Consider the following 21,452-nt stretch of genomic DNA (forward strand, 5'->3'; position numbering starts at 1 on the left):
ACAAAGAGGCTTGCCGGCCCGCCGCCATTTGCCGCTATATTGCGAGCATTCACTCGCTTTTCCTACTCGCATTCAGATCACAAGGCCGTGGCCCGTAAACCACCCACAAAGCCGCGGAAGAACGCCTCGCAGGAGCGATCCCGCGTCACCGTCGACGCCCTGGTCGAGGCAACCGCTCGCATTCTGGCCAAGGAAGGCTTTGAGAAGGCCAGCACCAACCGCATCGCCGAAGTCGCCGGCGTCAGCGTCGGCTCGCTCTACCAGTATTATCCGGGCAAGGAGGCGCTCGTCGCCGCCGTGATCGACCGTCACAACGAGGAGATCATGCAGGTCGTGCGCGCCGCGCTGACTGAGGTCGCCGAGATGCCGATCGAAAAGGCCGTGCGTCGCCTCGTCACGGTCGCACTCGAAGCTCACCGTATCGACCCAAAACTGCACCGCGTGCTCGCCGAGCAGATTCCCCGCACCGGGCAGCTCGCCGACGTCGAAGTCTTCAACCGCGAAGTCCACACCCTCGTCCGCGCCTATCTCGAAAGCCGCCGCAAGGAGATGCGCAAGATCGATCCGGGGCTAGCCACGTTCATTTGCGTCAGCACGATCGAGGCCGTCGCACACAACGCCGTGCTGAATCAGGCGGAGCTACTCTCAGAGAAGATGGTGCGGACGCTGGTGGACGAGACGACGCGGATGGTGGTGGGGTATTTGAGGTAGGCTTGGCGCTGCAATCACAACTGTGCGGACATAATCAGGCAGTTCCGTCGCGAGCCGGGCTGCGCCACGGTTCGGAAGGCCGCCAAAGCCCTTGAGGCGCAACGGACCGAAGCCAGCTGCCCTATAGCTGTTTACTTGCAAGCGTGAATCGATCGCAGATCGCATAGATGCTCGAAGCAATGGCGAGGCGCTGCGGTTGGAAGCCCTTGGTGGTCGTCAGGAGGTCAGCCGGGCGAAACATTCTGGCGCACTTTCACGTTAGGACAAAGAGTCAATCGTCAGCCGAGGATGTACGTTGAGTGTTCGTTCCGCTTCTCAGCACAATCTTCTCGACGCTCACCGAGGAGAGATGCCGTCTCATGAATTCGGACGCATCTTGGCGGCGTTGCTCGAGCAGAAGATCGATCAGCGCGATATGCTCGCGACAACGAACGGCGGCGTAGCGGCGGTCGAGAGACTGTCTGTATTCCATCAGCCGGCGGAGCCGGTCAACGCGCTTGAGACTGTCAATGAAAAACGAGTTCCGGCTGCAATCAATGATCGTCTCATGCAGCTTGCTGTTCATGTCGAACAGCGCCGGGCTGGACACAGACCATATCTCCCCGTCTACGAGCCGCTGCTGCTGGTCGCGACACGCCTCCAATGAGGCCCTGTCGAGCACAAACCCTGGCTCCAGAATGGCCGCCGGCTCGATGACCAATCTGAATCGATAGCTGTCCTTGTAGGCCTCAATCGAGGTGAGCATCGGAAGGAAGGTCCAGCCGTGTCCAGGCAACCGTTCGATCCAGCCCTCGCTGAGAATGCGGCGTAGCAAGCGGGCCAGTTCACCGCGCGTTAGCTCGTAGCGCCGTTGCAGCTCGTTCTCGGTAACACGTTCCGGCAGCAGACCTTCAAGGCGGTCCTGCGCCATGCGCAGATACAAATCCTCATCTCTCGGGACCGCACCAGCGTGGTCAGGCCAACGGGCCTTGCGAACATCGACGGTGATGAAGCCACCGCTTCCAGCAACACCGAGTACCCCCTGCGCGTGCAGAAGGCGAAGCGCCGAGCGGATCGGGGAGCGCGAGACGCGGAATTGCGCCGCAAGCTTGCGCTCGACAAGTCGAGTCCCAGCGGAAGGATTCTCGGCGCGCAGATGCTCCGCAATCTGCTTTGCGAGCTCGTTGATGAGCGGAGTCGGCTGCATCTCGGTCCATTCCATAGAGCGTCGGCGTTTCCTTAGCGAAAGCGGCAACGCGGAGCCAAGCACCACGAGGGCATTTAAACAGCAACGCTCGTTTCCGCACCGGAAACGCGAACTCGGATCTCGCCCGATTGGTATTTTGCTATTGCAAAATACCACAAAACCGGGTACGAGCCACCCATCCCTCGAAAGAAGGGGTCCAGGGAGGCGCTCATGATAGTGCAAGACGACCGGTTGCGGAGCCGGAGAGACCTGCTCGGCGAGGTCGCTGCGGCACTCGCGATGTCCACCGCGAGCTCGGCAATAACGACCCGGGCACGGGCCACCGGTGCATCTCCAAAGCTCCCGTTTCCACCGTCGGGCTCGACCGACTGCCACGTCCACCTTTTCGAGCCCGACCATTTTCCTTACGTGGAGCCGCGGGCCTACACGCCCGGAACAGCTTCCGTAGAGCAGCTTCAGAGCTTCAGACGAAATCTCGGAATTGACCGTGTGATTCTGGTGCAACCCAGCGTCTATGGCGATGACAATCGCTGCATGCTGAATGCACTGCGTGTGCTCGGCCCTGACGTCGCCCGCGGCATCGCCGTTATCGATCCGGCTCGCACCACGGATCCCGATCTGCGCACCCTCAAACAAAGCGGCGTCGTTGGTGTGAGAGTGAACCTCAACGTCAAGGGTGAGGACCGCGCTACCGCCGCGATTGTTGCCGTTTCAAGCGCCATGTCCCGCGTTAAGGCCGTCGGGTTGGCTGTCCAAATTTATGTCGATCTGCCGTTGATGGAGTCCCTTTCCCACACCATTGCGGCCTCGCCCGTTCCGGTCATTCTCGATCATTTCGCCGGGGCCGAAGCGGCGCGTGGTCCCGAACAGCCGGAGTTCGCCGCGTTGCTGCGCTTACTCGACACCGGGAAAGTGTGGGTCAAGCTGTCCGCCGCCTATCGAGCCTCGCGGCGCGCTCCCGACTATGACGACGTCGCTCTCCTTGCACGCGCTCTGATCGCGGCAAATCCGGACCGCCTCCTATGGGCTTCGGACTGGCCGCACACTGGGGGTGGCGCGGAGCGACGCGAGCGCAAGTCGGGAGAGATCGAACCTTTCCGGCAAGTCGACGATGCCCACCTGCTCTCGCTACTGGCGTCATGGACCGACGAGGCGACCGTGCTGCGAAAAATTCTCGTCGACAATCCCACCCGCCTCTACGGCTTCTGAGGAGCGAGACGGATGGCTGACCAAGCGATGGCACTTGCAGGGGATGAAACGAAGCCGGATCGCGCACCCACGGCTTTCGGCCGGTTCTGGCGCTCCTGGATGGATACCGATATCGGCATCATCCCGGTGCCTGTCTACGTCCTCCTCGTCGGATTGCTCGTCACCTTCAACGCGACCGGCCACCTCGGTGGCGAGATCGCGATGGTGATCGGAATCATGGCCGCCTTTGCCTTCACCTTAGGTGGAATCGGAAACCGCCTTCCCCTCATTCGTCATATCGGCGGCGGCGCAGTGCTGGTGACCTTTGTCCCATCCTATCTTGCCTATAAGGGGTGGATTCCGGCTGCTGCGATCAAGGTCGTCGGCGACTTCTTCAGATCCACCAATGTGCTCAGCCTGTTCATTGCCGTCGTGATCGTCGGCAGCATCCTGAGCATGGATCGCACGATCTTGATCAAGGGCTTTGCGAAGATCTTCGTGCCCCTCGCCACGGGCAGCGCCGTCGCAGCAGCCGTCGGCACGGGCATCGGCAGCCTTCTTGGATTGGGAGCCTTCGACAGCTTCTTCTTCATCGTCGTCCCCATCATGGGCGGCGGCGTTGGCGAGGGGGCCATACCTCTTTCGATCGGGTATGCTGGGATCACCGGTACCGCCCAGGGCGAGGTCCTCGCGCGCGTGCTGCCGCCGATTTTGGTTGGCAATCTCACCGCGATCATTCTGGCGGGAGCGCTCAACCATCTCGGCAAGATGCGGCCCAGCTTGACGGGCGACGGACAACTGCAGCCGGTCCGTGATGCCGATCTTGCCGACCAAGTAGAGGCGACCAAGACCGACGGAAGCATGCAGAACCTCGCCGCTGCCGCGATGGTTGCCGTCACGCTGTATCTCTGCGGCGTGCTCGCCTTCCATTTGCTGCGGTTCCCCGCGCCGGTTGTGATGCTGTTCATGGCCGTTGTCCTGAAGCTTGCTCATGGGGTCACACCGCGCATCCAGGCCGGCTCCTATGCCGCCTACAAGCTCTGCCTAACTGCAGTCGCCTACCCCATGCTGTTCGCTTTCGGCGTGGTGCTGACTCCATGGGACAAGCTGGTCGCGGGCTTCGCGCCCGCCAATCTCATCACGATCGTGGCGACCGTCTCGTCGATGGTGCTCACGGGCTTTCTTACCGCGCGTTTGGTGAACCTCTACCCGATCGAAAGCGCGATCGTCACAGGAACCCATAGCGGCATGGGCGGCGCCGGCGATATCGCCATTCTGTCCGCCGGCAACCGCATGCGGCTGATGCCGTTCGCGCAGATCGCGACGCGCATCGGCGGCGGCATCACCGTCACCCTTGCGCTCCTCGCAATGGCCTATTTCAACCGCTAGCCCTCAAGTCAAGACAGGAAATTCATGAAGATCATCGTTCTCCCAGGCGACGGAATCGGACCCGAAATCACCGAAGCGACCCTGCGCGTGCTTGATGTCGCCGACCAGGCTCTTTCGCTCGGCCTTGAGTTCGAAACGCATCAGATCGGTCTCGTCGCGCTCAAGGAGCAGGGGACGACTTTGCCGGACCACGTGATGGCGAGGATACCGCAAGCCGATGGCGTCATTCTCGGCCCCGTGTCCCATTACGACTATCCGGCGCGTGACAAAGGCGGCATCAACCAGTCCGGCGAATTGCGAGTGAAGTTCGACTTGTATTCGAATATTCGTCCGTGCCGCTCGCGGAAAGGTCTCAGTATCCTGCGCAAACCTATGGACCTGATCCTCGTCCGTGAGAACACAGAAGGCTTCTACTCCGATAGGAACATGTTCGCGGGCTCCGGCGAATTCATGCCCGATCCCGATATGGCGTTGTCGGTCCGGAAGATCACAGCCAAGGCCTCGGCGCGCGTCGCCCGAACGGCATTCGCGCTGGCACGCGGTCGCCGCAAGAAGGTAACTGCCGTGCACAAGGCCAATGTGGTCAAGATGTCGGACGGGCTGTTCCTCCGCGAAGTTCGTCGCGTTGCGACCGACTTCCCCGATGTCGAGCTCGAGGAGCTCATCGTCGATGCAACCGCGGCGCTCCTGATCCGGACACCGGATCGCTTCGACGTCATCGTCACCACCAACATGTTCGGCGACATCCTGTCCGATGAGGCGTCCGAACTGTCCGGCAGCCTGGGACTCGGAGGGTCGATCAATCTTGGCGACAGCATCTGCGTTGCCCAAGCCCAGCATGGCTCCGCTCCCGACATTGCGGGCCAAGGTATCGCCAATCCGACCTCGCTTATCCTGTCCGCGGCGATGCTGTTGCAGTGGCGGGGCCAACGTGACGGAAACGCGCGGATACTCTCAGCCGCGCAACTCATCGAACGAGCTGTCGATCAGGTTCTCGATAATCCAGCGACCCGCACCCGCGACGTCGGCGGTGGACTAGATACACGAGCGTTCACCGACGCGGTGATCGCAACCCTGACCAATGTACTGGCGAACAACGCCGCAGCCTGATCCCTCAAGCATTTCCAGGACATCGGATGCCTATCGTCTCACGCAATCCATATGACGGCACGGAGCTTGCCCGCTTTGCAACCCACACCCCGCAACAGGTCGATGGAGCGTTGACCGCCGCTGCGGCAGCGCAGCGCCGGTGGCGCAGGGTCCCTATCGAAGAACGCGTCGAAATCCTGCGCAGATCTGCTCGCGTGTTGCGAGCCGGCAAGGTGGGCTTCGCTGAACTGATCACGCACGAGATGGGGAAGCCCATCGTCGAGTCCGAGGCCGAGATCGAGAAGTGCGCGGTCACGTGCGAATACTATGCGGAACATGCGCCGCGCTTCCTGGCTGACGAACCGGTCGCCTCGAATGCCAGCGAGAGCGCCGTCGTCTTTGACCCGCTCGGCGTCGTGCTCGCGATCATGCCCTGGAACTACCCGTTTTGGCAGTTCTTCCGGTTCGCCGCGCCGGCTTTGGCGGCCGGAAACGGCGCCATTCTCAAGCACGCCAACAATGTGCCGCAATGCGCGCTTGCCATCGAGGAGGTCATTCGGAAAGCTGGCGCGCCGGAAGGTTTGGTTCGCGCACTGCTGGTCGAGGCGACCGCGGTCGCAAGCCTCATCGCGGATAACCGAATTGCCGCGGTGACCCTCACCGGTTCGACGCAGGTCGGCTCCATCGTCGCAAGCCAAGCCGGCCAGGTGCTGAAAAAGCAGGTCCTCGAGCTCGGCGGCTCGGACCCGTTCATCGTGCTTGCCGATGCCGATGTCGAGACTGCCGCGACCGTCGGGGTAAAGGCTCGGTTCATCAATGTCGGCCAGAGCTGCGTCAACGCCAAGCGCTTTATCGTGGAAGAAGCCATCGCGGACAGGTTCGTGGCTGCTTTCGTCGACGGGGCGCAGAGGCTCAAGATCGGTGACCCGATGGCCCGCGACACCCAGATCGGGCCGATGGCACGGGCGAACTTGCGAGACGAATTGCATGGGCAGGTTGAGCGGACGCTCGCCGCCGGAGCCGTTCTCAAGCTCGGCGGTCGGCCCGTCGAAGGGCCTGGCTTTACCTATAAGCCCACAGTCATCGACCATGTCGGCACCGAGATGGTCGCCTTCTGCGAGGAGACCTTCGGCCCGGTTGCCGCAATCACTCGGGTCAAAGACGCGCAACAAGCGGTCGCAGTCGCGAACCAAACCGAATTCGGCCTCGGCGCCGCGTTGTGGTCCGGCGATCTCGAACGCGCCCGCAGGCTTGCTCGCAGCATCGACGCAGGTGCCGTCTTCATCAATGGCATGGTCGCGTCTGATGCCCGACTGCCTTTCGGCGGCATCAAGAAGTCAGGGTACGGCCGCGAACTCGGTGTCTACGGCATCAAAGAATTTACCAACATCAAGACTCTCTGGATCGGCCCCGCCAAGGCTTGAAGCAATCTCCCTCCTGGAAAGGACACATGATGACAATGACGTCTGCAAAGCCTGCCGTCCTGCGACCCTCTGAAATCCCCGCACGGCAGCGCGGCGGCGGCGCCAAGACGATCCCGCTCGTCACTCGCCGTACCGGCTCGAGTAGCTTCATTAACGGTATCACGATCTTCGAACCGGGCGCAGCGATCCCTATGCACAAGCACAACTGCGAGGAGAGCGTCCTGCTGCTCGAGGGAACCGCGGTCGCGGAGATCGACGGGGTCGAGTACCCTATCGAGGCTGGCGATGTTACGTTCATTCCGGCCAACATTCCGCACCGCTTCCGCAACGTCTCGCTGAGTGAGGGCATGAAGATCCTGTGGACCTACGCTTCGGTGGATGCGACACGTACTTTAATCGAGACGGGAGATGTCCGCTCCATCGACGACGAGCACAAGGCTGAGGTGGTGACCTGAATACACGAGAAGGCATCTGGAGATGCGCACGCGGACAAGTTCTGAATCGGATCAAAGCAGCCGCCCGAATGGCTCTTTGATCGGCCAACGGTTAGTCCCTCTCATTGCGCGGTAGAATTCAGAGCTGCGCCGGTCTACCGACGAAGCGAGGGGCTGTCTCTCACGGTGATCTGCCAAGGATGAACCTGCCAGATCTCGCCTGCAGGACCCTCGCCTCGCAGCCCGCTGGTCAGCCTGGCGGTCTCCTCTTGGCTGCTGAAAGCCCCGCAAGCTCCTCCCCGGTCTCGTCGGTCAGAGCCTTTCCGCCTAGATCCTTCCGACCGCAAGCCGGCACCATAACATTATGCACCTGTTTTGCCCGACGCGTCAAACCGCTTCGGAAAAACGGTATCGCGCCAATGACTTCGCTACTGTGCATGGGGTTGTTTTCGGCATTTTGGTTTGCCGGAGGCCGAAGCGGCCACGCGCTCCAGATCGGTGCACGCGCATCGCGGCGGGAGCAGGCTGCACGCCGCCGTCAATCCGCCCGACAGATGATTTGAAAAATGGTCGGAGCGAGAGGATTTGAACCTCCGACCCCTAGTCTCCCAGACTAGTGCGCTAACCGGGCTGCGCCACGCTCCGAACGTCGTTCCATTAGCTAGGATCGCCGGTTTGCGCAAGGCGAGGTGACACCATTTTGCTGCCCCTGCCGAAAGGCCCCCGGAACTGCCCCAAAGCCGGGGAGATCCGGCCTCAGGCGTCCTTCAGTGCCTGATCCAGCATCTCGCGGCAGGCAATGAGCTCGGCGAGCACCCGTCCGAGACGCTCCCGGTCGATCGCGCTGGGGCCGGCGGGCGCGGCGGGGGTGCCGCCCTTGCGGAAGGTGGTGAGGATTTCCTCGTCGTCGGTCTCGGAGAAGCGGAAGTCGATGCCCTCCTCCTCCTCGCCCTGGTAGTCGTCATCGTCGCTGTCGCGGGCGCCGCGGACGCCGGTCTCCTCCTCGGGCTCCATCAGGCTCGCGCCGACGGCGTCTTCGATGGCGCCGAACGAGACCGCGGCCGCGCCGTCGGCGAGGCCCTGCACCGATTTGACGCCGTGTTCTTTCAGGATCCGCTGCACCCCGCGGATGGTGTAGCCCTCCCCGTAGAGCAGACGGCGGATGCCCTTGAGCAGGTCGACGTCGTCAGGGCGGTAATAGCGGCGGCCGCCGCTGCGCTTCATCGGCTTGATCTGGGAGAAACGCGTCTCCCAGAACCGCAGCACGTGCTGCGGAATGTCGAGTTCCTGCGCTACTTCGCTGATGGTTCGGAACGCATCCGGCGCCTTGTCCAAATGCCAAATCCTTATCCGGAAGGCGGATTACGCCTCGGGTTGCGCCTTGCTGGCGTCGCCATTGGTGCGGTGCTGGGCGTTGATCCGCTGCTTCAGGATCGCCGACGGCTTGAACACCATGACCCGGCGGGGCGAGATCGGCACCTCGGTGCCGGTCTTGGGGTTGCGACCGATGCGCTGACCCTTCTTGCGGACCATGAAGGAGCCGAACGAGGACAGCTTCACCGTCTCGCCTTTCTCAAGGCAATCGGTGATCTCCTTCAGCACGAGTTCCACGAAGGCGGACGATTCCGTGCGCGACAGCCCTACCTTCTGGTAGACGGCTTCGCACAGATCGACACGCGTTACGGTTTTACTTTGATCGGTCATCGCCCTGCCCCACATCACGGCGAACAATTGTTGTCTGAAATTATGAGCTTACGATACGGCGGTCAACAGCCCTCATCAATGCAGGCGCATCGATAATCCGATCTGATTCGGGCAAAATTTTATCGACTGTGGCTTACCAGCGCACCAGCGCGGAGCCCCAGGTGAAGCCGCCGCCCATGGCTTCGAGCAGAACCAGGTCGCCGCGCTTGATGCGGCCGTCCTTGCGCGCCACCGACAGCGCCAGCGGGATCGAAGCCGCCGAGGTGTTGCCGTGAAGGTCCACCGTCAGCACCACCTTCTCCGGCGCGATATGAAGCTTGTGCGCGGACGCGTCGATGATTCGCTTGTTGGCCTGGTGCGGCACGAACCAGTCGATGCTGTCGGCATTGAGCCCGGTCGCCTCGAAGGCGTCGACGATCACGTCGGTGATCATGCCCACCGCGTGCTTGAAGACCTCGCGGCCCTCCATGCGCAGATGGCCGACAGTCTGGGTCGAGGACGGGCCGCCGTCGACGAACAGCTTGGCCTTGTGGCGACCGTCGGAGCGCAGATGCGTCGTCACGATCCCGCGGTCGGTGGCGGCATTGCCCGGCTGCTCCTGCGCCTCCAGCACTACCGCGCCGGCGCCGTCGCCGAACAGCACGCAGGTACCGCGATCGGTCCAGTCGAGGATGCGCGAGAAGGTTTCCGCTCCGATCACCAGCGCGCGCTTGAAGGCGCCCGTGCGCAGGAAATTATCGGCGGTGGCGAGCGCGAACACGAAGCCCGAGCACACCGCCTGGAGGTCGAAGGCCGCGCCGTGATTGATGCCGAGCCCGTGCTGCACCGCGACCGCGGTCGCGGGAAAAGTGTTGTCAGGCGTCGAGGTCGCGAGCACGATCAGGTCGATCGACTGCGCGTCCAGGCCGGCATCGGCGAGCGCGGCCTGCGCCGCCTTCAGCGCCAGATGCGAGGTGAACTCGCCCTCGGCCGCGATATGCCGCTCGCGAATGCCGGTGCGCTGCACGATCCACTCGTCGGACGTGTCGATGCGCGCCGCCAATTGGGCGTTGGTCACCACCTGCTCCGGCAAATAAGAGCCGCAGCCCAGCACGACCGAACGAATTTGAGTCACGAAACAGCCTCCTGCGCGGCCTGCACGGAATTGAGTGCACCACCTTCGCGGTTGAGCATCTGATTGATCTTGTTGAGGAGATCGAATTTGACCATCTCATAGCCAACATCAATCGCATAGGCAAAGCCTTCGGCGGCGATTCCGCCATGGCTCTTGACCACGATCCCGTTCAATCCCAGCAACACGCCGCCGTTGGATTTGTTCGGATCCATCTTGTTTCGCAGGGCCTGGAAGGCGTTCCGCGCAAAGAGATAGCCGAGCTTTGACAGCCAGCTGCGCTTCATCTCGTCCCGGAGCAATTCCGCCATCTGCCGCGCGGTTCCCTCCGCGGCCTTCAGCGCGATGTTGCCGCTGTAGCCCTCGGTGACGATGACGTCAGCCACCCCCTTGCCGATGCCGTCGCCCTCGACGAAGCCGAGATAGTCGAGCTCGGGCAGGTTCCTGGCGCGCAGGATTTCGCCGGCCTCGCGGATCTCCTCGTGCCCTTTGATCTCCTCCACCCCGATATTGAGCAGGCCGACCGTGGGACGCTTCTTGTTGAACAACACGCTGGCCATCGCTGCGCCCATGATGGCGAGCGACACCAGATGGTGGGTATCGCCGCCGATGCTGGCGCCGAGGTCGAGGACCACGGAATCGCCGCGCCTGGTCGGCCACATGCCGGCGATGGCCGGACGGTCGACGCCCGGCAGCGTGCGCAGGTGGAAGCGCGACATCGCCATCAAAGCGCCGGTATTCCCGGCGGAGACCGCAACATCCGCCTCGCCCTTTTTCACCGCATCGATGGCAAGCCACATGGAGGAGGTCCGGCGGCCGCGCCGCAGCGCCTGGCTCGGCTTTTCCTCGCCGCTGACCGCGACATCGGTGTGAATGATCTTCGAGGCGGCCTTCAGGGCGGGGTGGCGGTCGAGCTCGGGCTCGATCTTGGCGCGGTCCCCGATCAGCAGGAATTCGATCTCGCGATGCCTATCAAGCGAGATGGCGGCGCCTGGGATGACCACGGCTGCGCCGGCGTCGCCCCCCATGGCGTCAAGCGCGATGCGAACCTTGCTTGGCATAAAAGTCCTGGAAACCTGGTCTGGTGCGGTCTTGAACGAGCGGGGCCGCAAATGGGTCCGCCACGAACATGGCGGTCGGTCAAGCGCCACGCCGCACCCGGACCGGGGCGCGACAATAGCGTTTTGTTATCCCGAAACAACCTCTTGCCCCCAGCCTTTTGCATCCGGGAGCATCGGGCTGCGGACGGACTAATTCACAAGAAACACATCAAAATCAAACAGATAATTCGACCTTTCAAACCACGATCGCAAACACCTCGCGCCCCGTAGCAAAGCGGTCCTCTGGGGGAGACGGCACCTATTGGTCTTTCTTCTTGTCCTGGAGTGCCTTCAGGACCGCAAAGGGATGGTCCTCCGGATCGGGGGCGATGACCTCGGGCTCAAACACCACCCCCGGTTTCCGCGGATAGGGATCGACCGCCAGAAACAGGGCGTCGGTGGCGAGCCGGCCGAGGTCGATGATGCCATTGACGATCGCCTCCGGGGGGTCGGCGACCTGCTCCTGATCGTCCTGCCCCTCCTCCATCAGGTCGGCCAGGCGGCGGACCTCGGCCTCGGGGGCAAATATCAGGTCCACCTCCTCGTCGATCTCGCTCTCCATCGGGTCAAGCGTGACCACACAGGTCTGGCCGATCCGAGCACGAACGTGGCCCGTAACCTGGATCCGGTTGCCGCTTTTCGGCACGACATCGAAGTCGGCCTGGACCGAGACAACCTCGCGCAAGCCTGCCGTCTCGGCCATGGCCTGCCGCTCGGCGGCCGAGGCCTCGAGCTTGCGATGCAGGCCGGTATCCGGGATCTGGGCAACGATGACGGGCACCCGCCAGGGATCGGGCCCGGATGCTGGTATCGGTCGGGTCATGGCGTGACATCCTCAGGAAGCGCTGGAGGAAACTTGAAGGACGCACCCAGCAGTGCGGCCTCGCCGGTCCGGCCGAGCTCGGCCTCGGCAGCCCTGGCATAGGCCGCGAGCCGCTGCGCCTGGTCCATGCCGGCCCCATTCAAGATATTCTTGCAGATCGCCGATGCCAGCGCCTCGCCGCCGCTTTCCATGGCCTGATCGTAGGCCTGGACCCGGCCATAAAATGCCTCGCCGAAGGCCCGCATCCGCTTCGGCACGGTCTGGTCGCCTATCCCCATCTCGCGCAGATTGTCGTCCATGTCCTCGCAGAAGCGGTCGAACAGCGCCTGCGACAGCTCGGTGGCGCCCTGAACCGTGCGCAGACGGCGCAGCAGCAGCCAGAGGTGCAGCAGCAACAGATCGAAACGCCCGTTAACGCTATCCGGCACGCCCAAGTCTCGGTAAAATATGGGTTCTCGCGCCTGCGTCACGATCATGCCATAGATGGCTTCAATGGTGCCCGGCGAGGCTAGGCGGGGTTTCCTGAAGTGATTGAACGGCCAAAGCATTGTGGTTTCCGCAAGCGGGCGCGCGCGTGTTGCATTCAGAGCCTCCGCCCGGTACTTCAGCGCCTCGCGCGACGCAAGGGGACGGAATCAGTTCCGCTATGACGATAACGAACCAGACCAGCCTGCGTGCTGACCAGCCGCGCGGCCTTCAAGCATGTTGGCGCGGCTTGCGCCTGTTCGCGGCCGTGGCCTTGGTTGGCGCTGCGCTTGCGGGCTGCACCGGCGAGCAGTTCCAGAAGGGTTACATCCTCCCGCCCAACGCGCTGGAGCAGATCCCGATCGGCGCGAGCCAGGACCAGGTGCTGATCGTGATGGGTACGCCCTCCACCGTCGCAACCCTCGACGGCGAGGTGTTCTATTACATCTCGCAGCGCTCCGAGCGCATGGTCGCCTTCATGAACCAAAGGGTCGTCGACCAGCGCGTCATCGCCGTGTATTTCGACAAGAACCGGCGCGTGCGCCGGCTTGCGAATTACGGCCTGCAGGACGGCAAGATCTTCGACTTCATCAGCCGGACCACACCGACGTCGGGCCAGGAGATGAGCTACCTTACGCCGATCTTCAAACTGCTCAGCTTTAACTGAGCCTTCAGCCTGCGGCCTCGTGCGGCTTGCCGTTGCGCGTCCGGTTCCATACGCTCCCCGCAAAACAAGACCCAGGGAGTGGATTCGTGCCCAATCAATTGCTGTCCCGCCGTCGCGTGCTCACCGGTGCTGCCGCCATCTCGGCCGCAGCAATCCTGCCGCGATCGAGCCTGGCGGACTGGAAGCCCACCGAAAACGTCCGCCTCGTCGTGCCGGCTGCCGCCGGCGGTTCGACCGACGTGATGGGTCGGCTTCTGGCGGCGCATCTGCAGACCGCCTGGGGCCAATCGGCCGTGGTGGAAAACCGCTCCGGCGGCGGCGGGACGATCGGCACGGCCGAGGTGGTCCGCGCCAAGCCGGACGGCCACACCATCCTGATCGGCAATCCCGGCCCGAACGCGATCGCCTACAGCATCTTCAAGAACCTCACTTACAAGCCGGACCAGCTCCAGCCGGTCTCCAACATGATCCGGATCCCGAACATCGTCTCGGCGCATCCCAAGACCGGCATCAAGTCGATCGCCGAGCTGGTCGCCTATCTCAAGGCCAATCCGGACAAGCTCAGCTACGCCTCCTCCGGCGTCGGCCAGAGCCCTCATCTCACCGGCGCCTGGTTCCTGCAGCTCACCGGCCTGAAGATGACGCACATCCCGTTCCGCGGCGCCGGTCCCGCGCTCCAGGCGGCGCTCGCCGGCGACATCCAGATCCTGTTCGACAATCTCTATCCGAGCCTGCCGCAGGTGCAGAACGGCACCCTCACCGGCCTCTGCGTCACCACGACCGAGCGCAGCGATCTCGCGCCGAACCTGCCGACCATGCGCGAGAGCGCGCCAGAGCTTGCGGCGTTCGACGTGTCGTCGTGGTTCTCCGTGTTCCTGCCGAAGGGCGTGCAGCCCGCCGTTCTCGAAGCGCTCAACCTGCAAGTAAAGGCGATGCTCGAACGCGACGACATCAAGAAGAACATCGCCGCCATGGGCGCCCGCGCCGATTACGGCACGCCCGACCAATTTGCCGCCTTCGTGGACGCCGAGACGAAGAAGTTCGCCGGCATCATCCAGAAGGAAGGCCTGCAGATGGACGTGCAGTAGGCCCTGCTTGTGGCGCAGGGGATTTGAACCAGTTGAAGGCGAGGAGCACGGCCGCCGCCAGCGCGACTGCCAACATTGTGCGAGGCCCGGATTGCCGGGAGCCTCTTTGCGCCTTGCCGCAAGCTGGACAGACACTGTCGGCCGCCAACATGTCGCAGCCGCACCGGATACATCTGGTCGTCTCGAACTTCATGGCGACGGTCTCCGCAAAGCGGATAACAAAAAACCCGCGGCTTGCACCGCGGGTTTGTCGCAGGAAAGCTGCCTCTGGTTCAGTGCGCGAGCACCGCCAGCAGCAGCAAGGCAACGATGTTCGTGATCTTGATCATCGGGTTCACCGCCGGTCCGGCCGTGTCCTTGTAGGGATCGCCGACGGTGTCGCCGGTCACGGCCGCCTTGTGGGCGTCACTGCCCTTGCCGCCGAAATGACCGTCCTCGATGTACTTCTTGGCGTTGTCCCAGGCGCCGCCGCCCGAGGTCATGGAGATCGCGACGAACAGGCCCGTCACGATCACGCCGAGCAGCATCGCGCCCACGGCCGAGAACGCCGCCGACTTGCCGGCCGCCCCGCCCCCCGCGATCGCATAGATCACGAAGTAGACGAAGATCGGTGACAGCACCGGAAGCAGCGAGGGGATGATCATTTCCTTGATCGCCGCCTTGGTCAAAAGGTCGACCGCCTTGCCGTAATCCGGCTTGTCGGTGCCTTGCATGATGCCCGGCTTCTCGCGGAATTGTCGGCGGACCTCCTCGACGATCGCGCTCGCCGCGCGGCCCACGGCCGTCATGCCCATCGCGCCGAACAGATACGGCAAGAGACCGCCGAACAACAGGCCCACCACGACGTAGGGGTTGTTGAGCGAGAAGTCCGGTTTGACGCCGGCGAAGTAGGCGTGGTGCGCGGAGTCCGCAATGAAGAACTTGAGATCCTCGTTGTAGGCCGCGAACAGCACCAGCGCGCCGAGACCGGCGGAGCCGATCGCGTAACCCTTGGTCACCGCCTTGGTGGTGTTGCCGACCGCATCGAGCGCGTCGGTCGACTTGCGAACCTCCTTCGGCAGGCCCGCCATCTCGGCAATACCGCCGGCGTTGTCGGTGACCGGACCGAACGCGTCGAGCGCGACGACCATGCCGGCGAGGGCCAGCATCGTGGCGGTCGCGATCGCGATGCCGAACAGGCCGGCGAGGCTGTGGGTGACCAGGATGCCGGCGATGATGACGAGCGCGGGCAGCGCGGTCGACTCCATCGAGATGGCGAGGCCCTGGATCACGTTGGTGCCGTGGCCGGTCACCGAGGCCTGGGCGATCGACTTCACGGGACGATAGTCGGTGCCGGTGTAGTATTCGGTGATCCAGATGATCAGCGCGGTGACGGCGAGGCCGACCACGCCGCACTCGAACAGCGCCATGCCGGTATAGTCGACGCCGGCGAGCTTGCCGAAGCCGATCAGGTAATAGATCACGCCGGCGATGCCGACCAGCGACAGGACGCCGGTTGCGATCAGACCCTTGTAAAGCGCGCCCATGATCGACTGGCTCGGCCCGAGCTTCACGAAGAAGGTGCCGATAATCGAGGTGATGATGCAGATGCCGCCGATGGCGAGCGGCAACGTCATCATGTCGGCGAGGATCGGCGTCTTGGCGAAGAAGATCGCCGCCAGGACCATGGTGGCGACCGCGGTCACCGCATAGGTTTCGAACAGGTCGGCGGCCATGCCGGCGCAGTCGCCGACATTGTCGCCGACGTTGTCGGCGATGGTGGCCGGGTTGCGCGGATCGTCCTCGGGAATGCCGGCCTCGACCTTGCCGACGAGGTCGCCGCCGACGTCCGCACCCTTGGTGAAGATGCCGCCGCCGAGACGGGCGAAGATCGAGATCAGCGAGGCGCCGAAGCCGAGCGCCACCATGGCGTCGATGACGACGCGGCTGTCAGGCGCAAGCTTCAGCGAATGGACCAGGAAGCCGAAATAGAGGGTCACGCCGAGCAGCGCGAGACCCGCCACCAGCATGCCGGTGATGGCGCCCGCCTTGAAGGCAAGCTCGAGACCACCCGCGAGCGACGTCGTCGCCGCCTGGGCGGTGCGCACATTGGCGCGGACCGAGACGTTCATGCCGATGAACCCGGCCGCCCCCGACAGGATCGCGCCGATGGCAAAACCGATCGCGACATAGAGCCCCAGGAAATAGGCAAGCAGCACGAAGATGACGATGCCGACCATTCCGATCGTGGTGTATTGACGCCGCAGGTAGGCCTGTGCGCCTTCGCGCACCGCTGCCGCGATTTCCTGCATGCGCGGAGACCCCGCATCCGCGCTCAACACCGAAGACGTCGCCCAGATCGCGTAGACGACGGAAAGCACTCCGCAGAGCACAATCAACCATAATGCTGTCATGTGATTTTTTGCCTCAGATCCTTGATGAACGTACCCCCGGCGCCTTTTGTTTTCCGTCGTGCGGTGCGGCGCCTTGATTTGAAAAAGGCCGCCCCTTGCCCGAAGGCGCGGCCTTAGTCGGTCACGACCTTGCCAAAATCAAATTGAGGGTGCAACGCCAGATAAGGCCGAAAAGCCGATCTCGGCAGGTATTTAGCCGGTCTTGGCAGCCCGGACGCCGGTTTGGAGCATTTCCTAGAAGTGGCTGTAGGACAGCCGCTTCAAGACCAGCTCCTGGCCCTGCCCGTCCAGGAAGCGCGGCCGCTCATGGCCCGCGACGATCGTGCCGATCGCCGTGACGGCAAGGCCTGCCGCCCGCCCCAAGGCAATCAGCGCGTCGCCTTGCGCCGCCGGAACGGTACACAGCACCTCGTAATCGTCCCCCCCGGCCAGCAGCGTCTCAACGGAAACGACGTTGCGTGCGATCAGGCCGGCGGCAGCGGCCGAGAGCGGCACGCTCGTCACGTCGATCGTGGCCGAGATGCCTGACGCCGCACAGAGCTTGGTCAGATCTCCGGCAAGGCCGTCGGAGACATCCATCGCAGCCGTCGCATGCTCACGCACGCCTTGCGCGAGAGCATTGCGGGGCTGCGGCACGCGATAGCGCGAGATCAGAGTCTCGCGCGCGTGCGAATCGGAGGCCAGCGCATTCGCCACCGCGCCGCCCTTGAGCACATCGAGGCCAAGCGCGGCGTCGCCGATCGTTCCCGTCACCAGAATACGGTCGCCCGGTTGGGCGCCGGTGCGGCCGACCATCCGCCCCTGCGGCACGCGGCCAAAGGCGGTGATCGAGATCATCTGCGGCCCCGGCGTCGACACCGTGTCGCCGCCGAGCAGCGGACAGGCGAAGGCTTTCGCATCCTCGCCGAGCGCGTCCGCGAACGGCCTGAGCCAGGCGTCTTCCCTGCTGCGCAGCGCCAGTGTCAGCACGAAGCCGGCCGGCGCGGCCCCCTTGGCAGCGAGATCGGACAGGTTCACCCGCAGCGCCTTGCGGGCGATGGTATCGGGCGGATCGGTGGCAAGATAATGCACGCCCTCGACCACCGCGTCGGTGGTGACGACGATGTCGCTGCCGAGCGCCTGCAGGATGGCGGCATCGTCCACCAGCCCCAACGCGCCGGGATCAGTCGCCAGCGGCTTGAAATAGCGCGCGATGAGGGAGTCTTCGGCGGAGGGATTGTGCGGGCTGGTCATTAGCGTCCGCCACATACATCGCTGTCATCGCCCGGCTTGACCGGGCGATCCAGTACGCCGAGCCGCCTCTGCTCAAGCACCACCGCCGCGGCGTACTGGAGCACCCGCCTTCGCGGGTGATGACAGCGGAATACGGGGCAGCCACATCGCATCAAATCACCGCCCTGCGCCTCAATCTACCCCCGCCCGAACTCGTCACCGCGAAACTGGCGGCCGATCTGGTCGAGCACCGCGTTGACCATGCCGGTCTCCTCGCGGTCGACGAAGGCATTGGCGACGTCGACATATTCGGAGACGACGACGCGGCCCGGCACGTCCTTGCGGTGTTCCAATTCGTAGGCCCCTGCCCGCAGTACCGCGCGCAGGATCGCTTCGATACGCTTCAACGGCCACCCCTTCGACAGCGCCTCGTCGATCAGCGGATCGAGCTTCTTCTGGTCGCGCACGACGCCGGAGACGACGTCGCGGAAGAACGCCGCTTCCGCCGGGAGATATGTGTCGCCCTCGACCTCGTTGCCGAGCCAGTGGCTCTCGAACTCCGCAAAAATGTCGTTGATGCCGGCACCGCCGATATCCATCTGGTACAGCGCCTGCACGGCTGCGAGCCGCGCCGCACCGCGCCGGTTCGCCTTCTTCTCCGTGCCAACCGGCGGCTTCTTGTTGTTATCGGCCATGATCAAGCCCGCGCCAGCCGGCGCTTTATGCGCAGCATCGCAATCGCGGCCCGCGCGGCGTCGCCGCCCTTGTTCAGCTCGCTGGCGCGCGCCCGCGCCCAGGCCTGCGCCTCGGTGTTGACGGTGAGGATGCCGTTGCCGAGCGGCAGCTTGCGCGCCACCGCCAGGTCCATCAGCGCGCGCGAGGATTCCTGCGAGACGATCTCGAAATGGATGGTGTCGCCACGGATCACGCAGCCGAGCGCGATCGCGGCGTCATAGGGCTTGCCATTGGCGGCCGCGGAATCGATCGCGATGGCGATCGCCGCAGGAATCTCCAGTGCGCCGGGAACCGTGATGACGTCGTGGGTCAGACCGGCCGCCTTCAGCTCGGCCACCGCGCCTTCCAGCATCGCGTCCTGGAGATCGTCGTAGAACCGCGCCTCGACAATCAGCGCGCGCGCGCCGGAGATGTCGGTCTGGTCCTTCAGGGGTGCGCGCCGCGCGTCTGCCATTGCTCAATCCGTCTATTTTGGGTCGGCCGTTTTGTAGTCGCCGCAAGCCGGCAAGCCAAGTTTTAAACTGTCATTCCGGCGCGATGCGAAGCATCGAACCCGGAATCTCGAGATTCCGGGTCTGGTCCTGCGGACCATCCCGGAATGACGGCTACGCAGTCGTTTCGGTCAGTCGCGCCGCGTAGCGCGCCATCAGATCGACCTCGATATTAACCTCGTCCCCCGCCTTCCAGCCGCCGATCGTCGTGACTGTCAGGGTGTGCGGGATGATCAGCACCGAAAAGGTCACGTCCTTCACCGTATTAACCGTCAGCGACACGCCGTCGAGCGTGATCGAGCCCTTGGTCGCGATGAACCGCGCCAGCTCCCGCGTCGTGGAGAGCTCGAACCGCGCCATGTCGGGCAGGTCCTCGCGGCTCACGAGGGTCGCGATGCCATCGGCGTGGCCGGCGACGATATGCCCGCCAAGCTCGTCGCCGATCTTGAGCGCACGCTCGAGATTAAGCCTGGTGCCGACCCTCCAGTGCTTGGCGGTCGTTAGCGCCAGCGTCTCGGCCGCGGCATCGACGTCGAACCAGGTCCTTTGAGCAGAGTCTTTGCCGCCTTCGACGCCGGACGCAACCACCGTCAGGCAGACGCCGTTGCAGGCGATCGAGGCGCCGTCCGCAATGGTGGTCTGGTCGTAGCGGCAGGCGATGCGCAGCCGGTGCAACTGGCCCTGCGCAGTCGGCGTAAAGCCGACGATCTCGCCGATATCGGTGACAATGCCGGTGAACATTACGCGCGCTCGTAGATGGTGAGAGTATCCTTGTCGAAGGTCTCGCTAGCATGAACCTTGTAGGCCTGCGACTGCGTGATTTTCGACAGGGGCAATGCAGCGAGCGCATCCACCCCGTCGGCGCCCACCGCCTCCGCGCCGCGGAACAGCCAGATCTCGTCAACGAGGTCGGCGGCGATAAAGGACGCCGCGACGCGGCTGCCGCCCTCGACCATCAGCCGCGTGATGCCCTTCCCGGCCAATGCATGCAGCACCGCCGCAAGATCGAGTCCCGAGGCGTTGCCGGGCGGCACGCGGATCACCTGGGCGCCGGCAGCACCGAGCCGCGTGGCGGCCGCGGCCTCCGCCAGTTCAGAACCCACCACCCACAGCGGAATCTCGCGCGCGGAGCCCACGAGCTTGCTTGCGCCGGGAATGCGCAGGCTCTGATCGAGCACCACGCGCACCGGTGAGCGCGCTGCCATGCCCGGCAGGCGGCAGTCGAGTAGCGGATCGTCCGCCAGCACCGTGCCGATGCCGACCAGGATGGCGTCGCTCGAGGCGCGCAGGAGATGCACCCGGTTGCGCGCCGCCTCGCCGGTGATCGCGACCGGCTTGCCGCCGGCCGCGCCGATCTTGCCGTCGGGCGAGACCGCGAGCTTCAGGATCACATGCGGGCGGTGATCCCTGATGCGACGGAAATGCCCGGCATGATCGAAGGCGGCTTCGCGCGCGCACAGACCCACATCCACCGTGATGCCGGCGGCACGCAGGCGTGCATGGCCCTGACCCGCGACTTCCGGATTGGGATCCTCGATCGCGGCCACCACCCGCTTGATGCCGGCGGCGATCACGGCGTCGGCGCACGGTGGCGACTTGCCGAAATGCGAGCACGGCTCCAGCGTGACGTAGAGCGTGGCGCCGCGCGCGCCCTCGCCCGCGCGCCGCAGCGCTTCAGGCTCACCATGCGGTCGTCCCCCCGGTTGGGTCCAGCCGCGGCCGACGATCACGCCGTCCTTGACGATGACGGCGCCGACGGCGGGATTGGGCCAGGTACGTCCCTGCCCGCGCCTGCCGAGCGCCAGCGCAAGCTCCATGAAGCGCCGGTCGGCATCCCTGGACTCGCGCGCCTTCTGCGCGAATTGATCCTCCAGGATGCTTTCGATCATTCGGAAGACCACTTCATCGGCCCCAATTTTGCATCTTATAAGAGGTGGAATTGTGTTTCTGCTTAGGACGCTTCGGACGTTGGTTGGTCGTTGCCACCAATATCTTCGTCCGCGCCGATCTCCTTAGCCCTGTCAATGCAGGCTTTCGATTGCTCCGGGTCGTCCGATCTTGGCCTTCGCTCTGCAACATCGTTAGCCTTCTAAGTTAGCGGCAATAAAATCGGCAATCGGCCTTGGCTTGTCTACGTTTCCGGCAAGCCATAGTCCTATAAACGCGGACGAAACGATATTGGCAGGGATTAAGCCAGCAGAGCGCCCCACTTGGTGAAAGAGCAAATGGGGGTACTGGCCGA

The 21,452-nt window shown here is 63.9% G+C and carries 21 protein-coding genes and 1 tRNA gene; 8 read left to right on the forward strand and 14 right to left on the reverse strand.

Annotated features, from left to right (window positions below; translation table 11 throughout):
- The first annotated feature begins 87 nt into the window (after positions 1-87).
- Entirely contained in the window at positions 88-711 is a 624-nt protein-coding gene (locus tag ABIB90_RS18790) for a TetR/AcrR family transcriptional regulator (RefSeq protein ID WP_354164020.1), read from the forward strand.
- A 271-nt stretch (positions 712-982) separates the two neighbouring features.
- On the opposite strand, the gene ABIB90_RS18795 is transcribed toward ABIB90_RS18790, so the two are convergent.
- Positions 983-1,912, reverse strand: coding sequence for a GntR family transcriptional regulator (locus ABIB90_RS18795; protein WP_354164018.1), 930 nt, complete (start codon positions 1,910-1,912; stop codon positions 983-985).
- A gap of 264 nt (positions 1,913-2,176) precedes the next feature.
- On the opposite strand from ABIB90_RS18795, the gene ABIB90_RS18800 reads away from it, so the two are divergent.
- The 5 genes from ABIB90_RS18800 to ABIB90_RS18820 are packed head-to-tail and all read left to right on the forward strand — an operon-like array spanning position 2,177 to position 7,442.
- Positions 2,177-3,106, forward strand: coding sequence for an amidohydrolase family protein (locus ABIB90_RS18800; protein WP_354201182.1), 930 nt, complete (start codon positions 2,177-2,179; stop codon positions 3,104-3,106).
- 12 nt (positions 3,107-3,118) lie between these two features.
- Positions 3,119-4,474 (forward strand): 2-hydroxycarboxylate transporter family protein, encoded by a 1,356-nt coding sequence (locus ABIB90_RS18805; RefSeq protein ID WP_354164014.1) that lies wholly within the window; start codon positions 3,119-3,121, stop codon positions 4,472-4,474.
- A gap of 24 nt (positions 4,475-4,498) precedes the next feature.
- Positions 4,499-5,584 carry an isocitrate/isopropylmalate dehydrogenase family protein gene (locus ABIB90_RS18810; protein WP_354164012.1) on the forward strand — a complete coding sequence of 362 codons (1,086 nt, stop codon included), beginning with the start codon at positions 4,499-4,501 and terminating at the stop codon, positions 5,582-5,584.
- Positions 5,585-5,610: 26 nt separating this feature from the next.
- A complete protein-coding gene (locus ABIB90_RS18815) occupies positions 5,611-6,987 on the forward strand; it encodes an NAD-dependent succinate-semialdehyde dehydrogenase (RefSeq protein WP_354164010.1) in 1,377 nt (458 codons plus the stop codon).
- A 26-nt stretch (positions 6,988-7,013) separates the two neighbouring features.
- A complete protein-coding gene (locus ABIB90_RS18820) occupies positions 7,014-7,442 on the forward strand; it encodes a cupin domain-containing protein (RefSeq protein WP_354164008.1) in 429 nt (142 codons plus the stop codon).
- A gap of 546 nt (positions 7,443-7,988) precedes the next feature.
- Here the strand turns inward: ABIB90_RS18820 and ABIB90_RS18825 are convergent.
- The 7 genes from ABIB90_RS18825 to ABIB90_RS18855 form a co-directional block, all read right to left on the reverse strand.
- Positions 7,989-8,066: transfer RNA gene (locus tag ABIB90_RS18825), tRNA-Pro, on the reverse strand.
- A gap of 111 nt (positions 8,067-8,177) precedes the next feature.
- The gene (locus tag ABIB90_RS18830; protein WP_219685258.1) at positions 8,178-8,756 is read right to left on the reverse strand and encodes a MerR family transcriptional regulator; all 579 of its coding nucleotides are present in this window, start codon (positions 8,754-8,756) and stop codon (positions 8,178-8,180) included.
- A 27-nt stretch (positions 8,757-8,783) separates the two neighbouring features.
- Positions 8,784-9,125 carry an integration host factor subunit alpha gene (locus ABIB90_RS18835; RefSeq protein ID WP_018456841.1) on the reverse strand — a complete coding sequence of 114 codons (342 nt, stop codon included), beginning with the start codon at positions 9,123-9,125 and terminating at the stop codon, positions 8,784-8,786.
- A gap of 133 nt (positions 9,126-9,258) precedes the next feature.
- Positions 9,259-10,239 (reverse strand): beta-ketoacyl-ACP synthase III, encoded by a 981-nt coding sequence (locus ABIB90_RS18840; protein WP_354164005.1) that lies wholly within the window; start codon positions 10,237-10,239, stop codon positions 9,259-9,261.
- Entirely contained in the window at positions 10,236-11,297 is a 1,062-nt protein-coding gene (gene plsX, locus ABIB90_RS18845) for a phosphate acyltransferase PlsX (RefSeq protein ID WP_354164003.1), read from the reverse strand. The genes ABIB90_RS18840 and plsX overlap by 4 nt, the downstream gene beginning before the upstream one ends.
- Before the next feature lie 298 nt (positions 11,298-11,595).
- Positions 11,596-12,159 carry a YceD family protein gene (locus ABIB90_RS18850; protein WP_007603442.1) on the reverse strand — a complete coding sequence of 188 codons (564 nt, stop codon included), beginning with the start codon at positions 12,157-12,159 and terminating at the stop codon, positions 11,596-11,598.
- Positions 12,156-12,707, reverse strand: a complete 552-nt coding sequence (locus tag ABIB90_RS18855) for a ubiquinol-cytochrome C chaperone family protein (protein ID WP_007603440.1) — start codon at positions 12,705-12,707, stop codon at positions 12,156-12,158. The genes ABIB90_RS18850 and ABIB90_RS18855 overlap by 4 nt, the downstream gene beginning before the upstream one ends.
- Positions 12,708-12,805: 98 nt before the next feature.
- Here ABIB90_RS18855 and ABIB90_RS18860 point away from each other — a divergent pair, with 98 nt between their 5' ends.
- Together ABIB90_RS18860 and ABIB90_RS18865 are read left to right on the forward strand one after the other, a co-directional pair.
- Positions 12,806-13,291 carry an outer membrane protein assembly factor BamE gene (locus ABIB90_RS18860; protein ID WP_354164000.1) on the forward strand — a complete coding sequence of 162 codons (486 nt, stop codon included), beginning with the start codon at positions 12,806-12,808 and terminating at the stop codon, positions 13,289-13,291.
- Between the two features lie 86 nt (positions 13,292-13,377).
- Positions 13,378-14,379, forward strand: a complete 1,002-nt coding sequence (locus tag ABIB90_RS18865; RefSeq protein WP_354163998.1) for a Bug family tripartite tricarboxylate transporter substrate binding protein — start codon at positions 13,378-13,380, stop codon at positions 14,377-14,379.
- Positions 14,380-14,651: 272 nt separating this feature from the next.
- Here the strand turns inward: ABIB90_RS18865 and ABIB90_RS18870 are convergent, their stop codons facing one another.
- From ABIB90_RS18870 to ribD, 6 genes are all read right to left on the reverse strand, one after another.
- Complete coding sequence (locus tag ABIB90_RS18870; protein ID WP_354163996.1) at positions 14,652-16,772, reverse strand: sodium-translocating pyrophosphatase; 2,121 nt, start codon at positions 16,770-16,772, stop codon at positions 14,652-14,654.
- 234 nt (positions 16,773-17,006) lie between these two features.
- Positions 17,007-18,005: a thiamine-phosphate kinase gene (thiL, locus tag ABIB90_RS18875; RefSeq protein WP_354163994.1), complete on the reverse strand. Its 999-nt coding sequence runs from the start codon at positions 18,003-18,005 to the stop codon at positions 17,007-17,009.
- Positions 18,006-18,181: 176 nt separating this feature from the next.
- Entirely contained in the window at positions 18,182-18,679 is a 498-nt protein-coding gene (nusB, locus tag ABIB90_RS18880) for a transcription antitermination factor NusB (protein WP_007603430.1), read from the reverse strand.
- A gap of 2 nt (positions 18,680-18,681) precedes the next feature.
- Positions 18,682-19,173, reverse strand: a complete 492-nt coding sequence (gene ribH / locus ABIB90_RS18885) for a 6,7-dimethyl-8-ribityllumazine synthase (protein ID WP_219685266.1) — start codon at positions 19,171-19,173, stop codon at positions 18,682-18,684.
- Between the two features lie 151 nt (positions 19,174-19,324).
- Positions 19,325-19,951: a riboflavin synthase gene (locus ABIB90_RS18890; protein ID WP_354163991.1), complete on the reverse strand. Its 627-nt coding sequence runs from the start codon at positions 19,949-19,951 to the stop codon at positions 19,325-19,327.
- Entirely contained in the window at positions 19,951-21,099 is a 1,149-nt protein-coding gene (gene ribD / locus ABIB90_RS18895) for a bifunctional diaminohydroxyphosphoribosylaminopyrimidine deaminase/5-amino-6-(5-phosphoribosylamino)uracil reductase RibD (protein ID WP_354163989.1), read from the reverse strand. The genes ABIB90_RS18890 and ribD overlap by 1 nt, the downstream gene beginning before the upstream one ends.
- Positions 21,100-21,452 lie beyond the last annotated feature (353 nt).

Source organism: Bradyrhizobium sp. JR4.1 (assembly GCF_040548605.1).
GTDB lineage: Bacteria > Pseudomonadota > Alphaproteobacteria > Rhizobiales > Xanthobacteraceae > Bradyrhizobium > Bradyrhizobium canariense.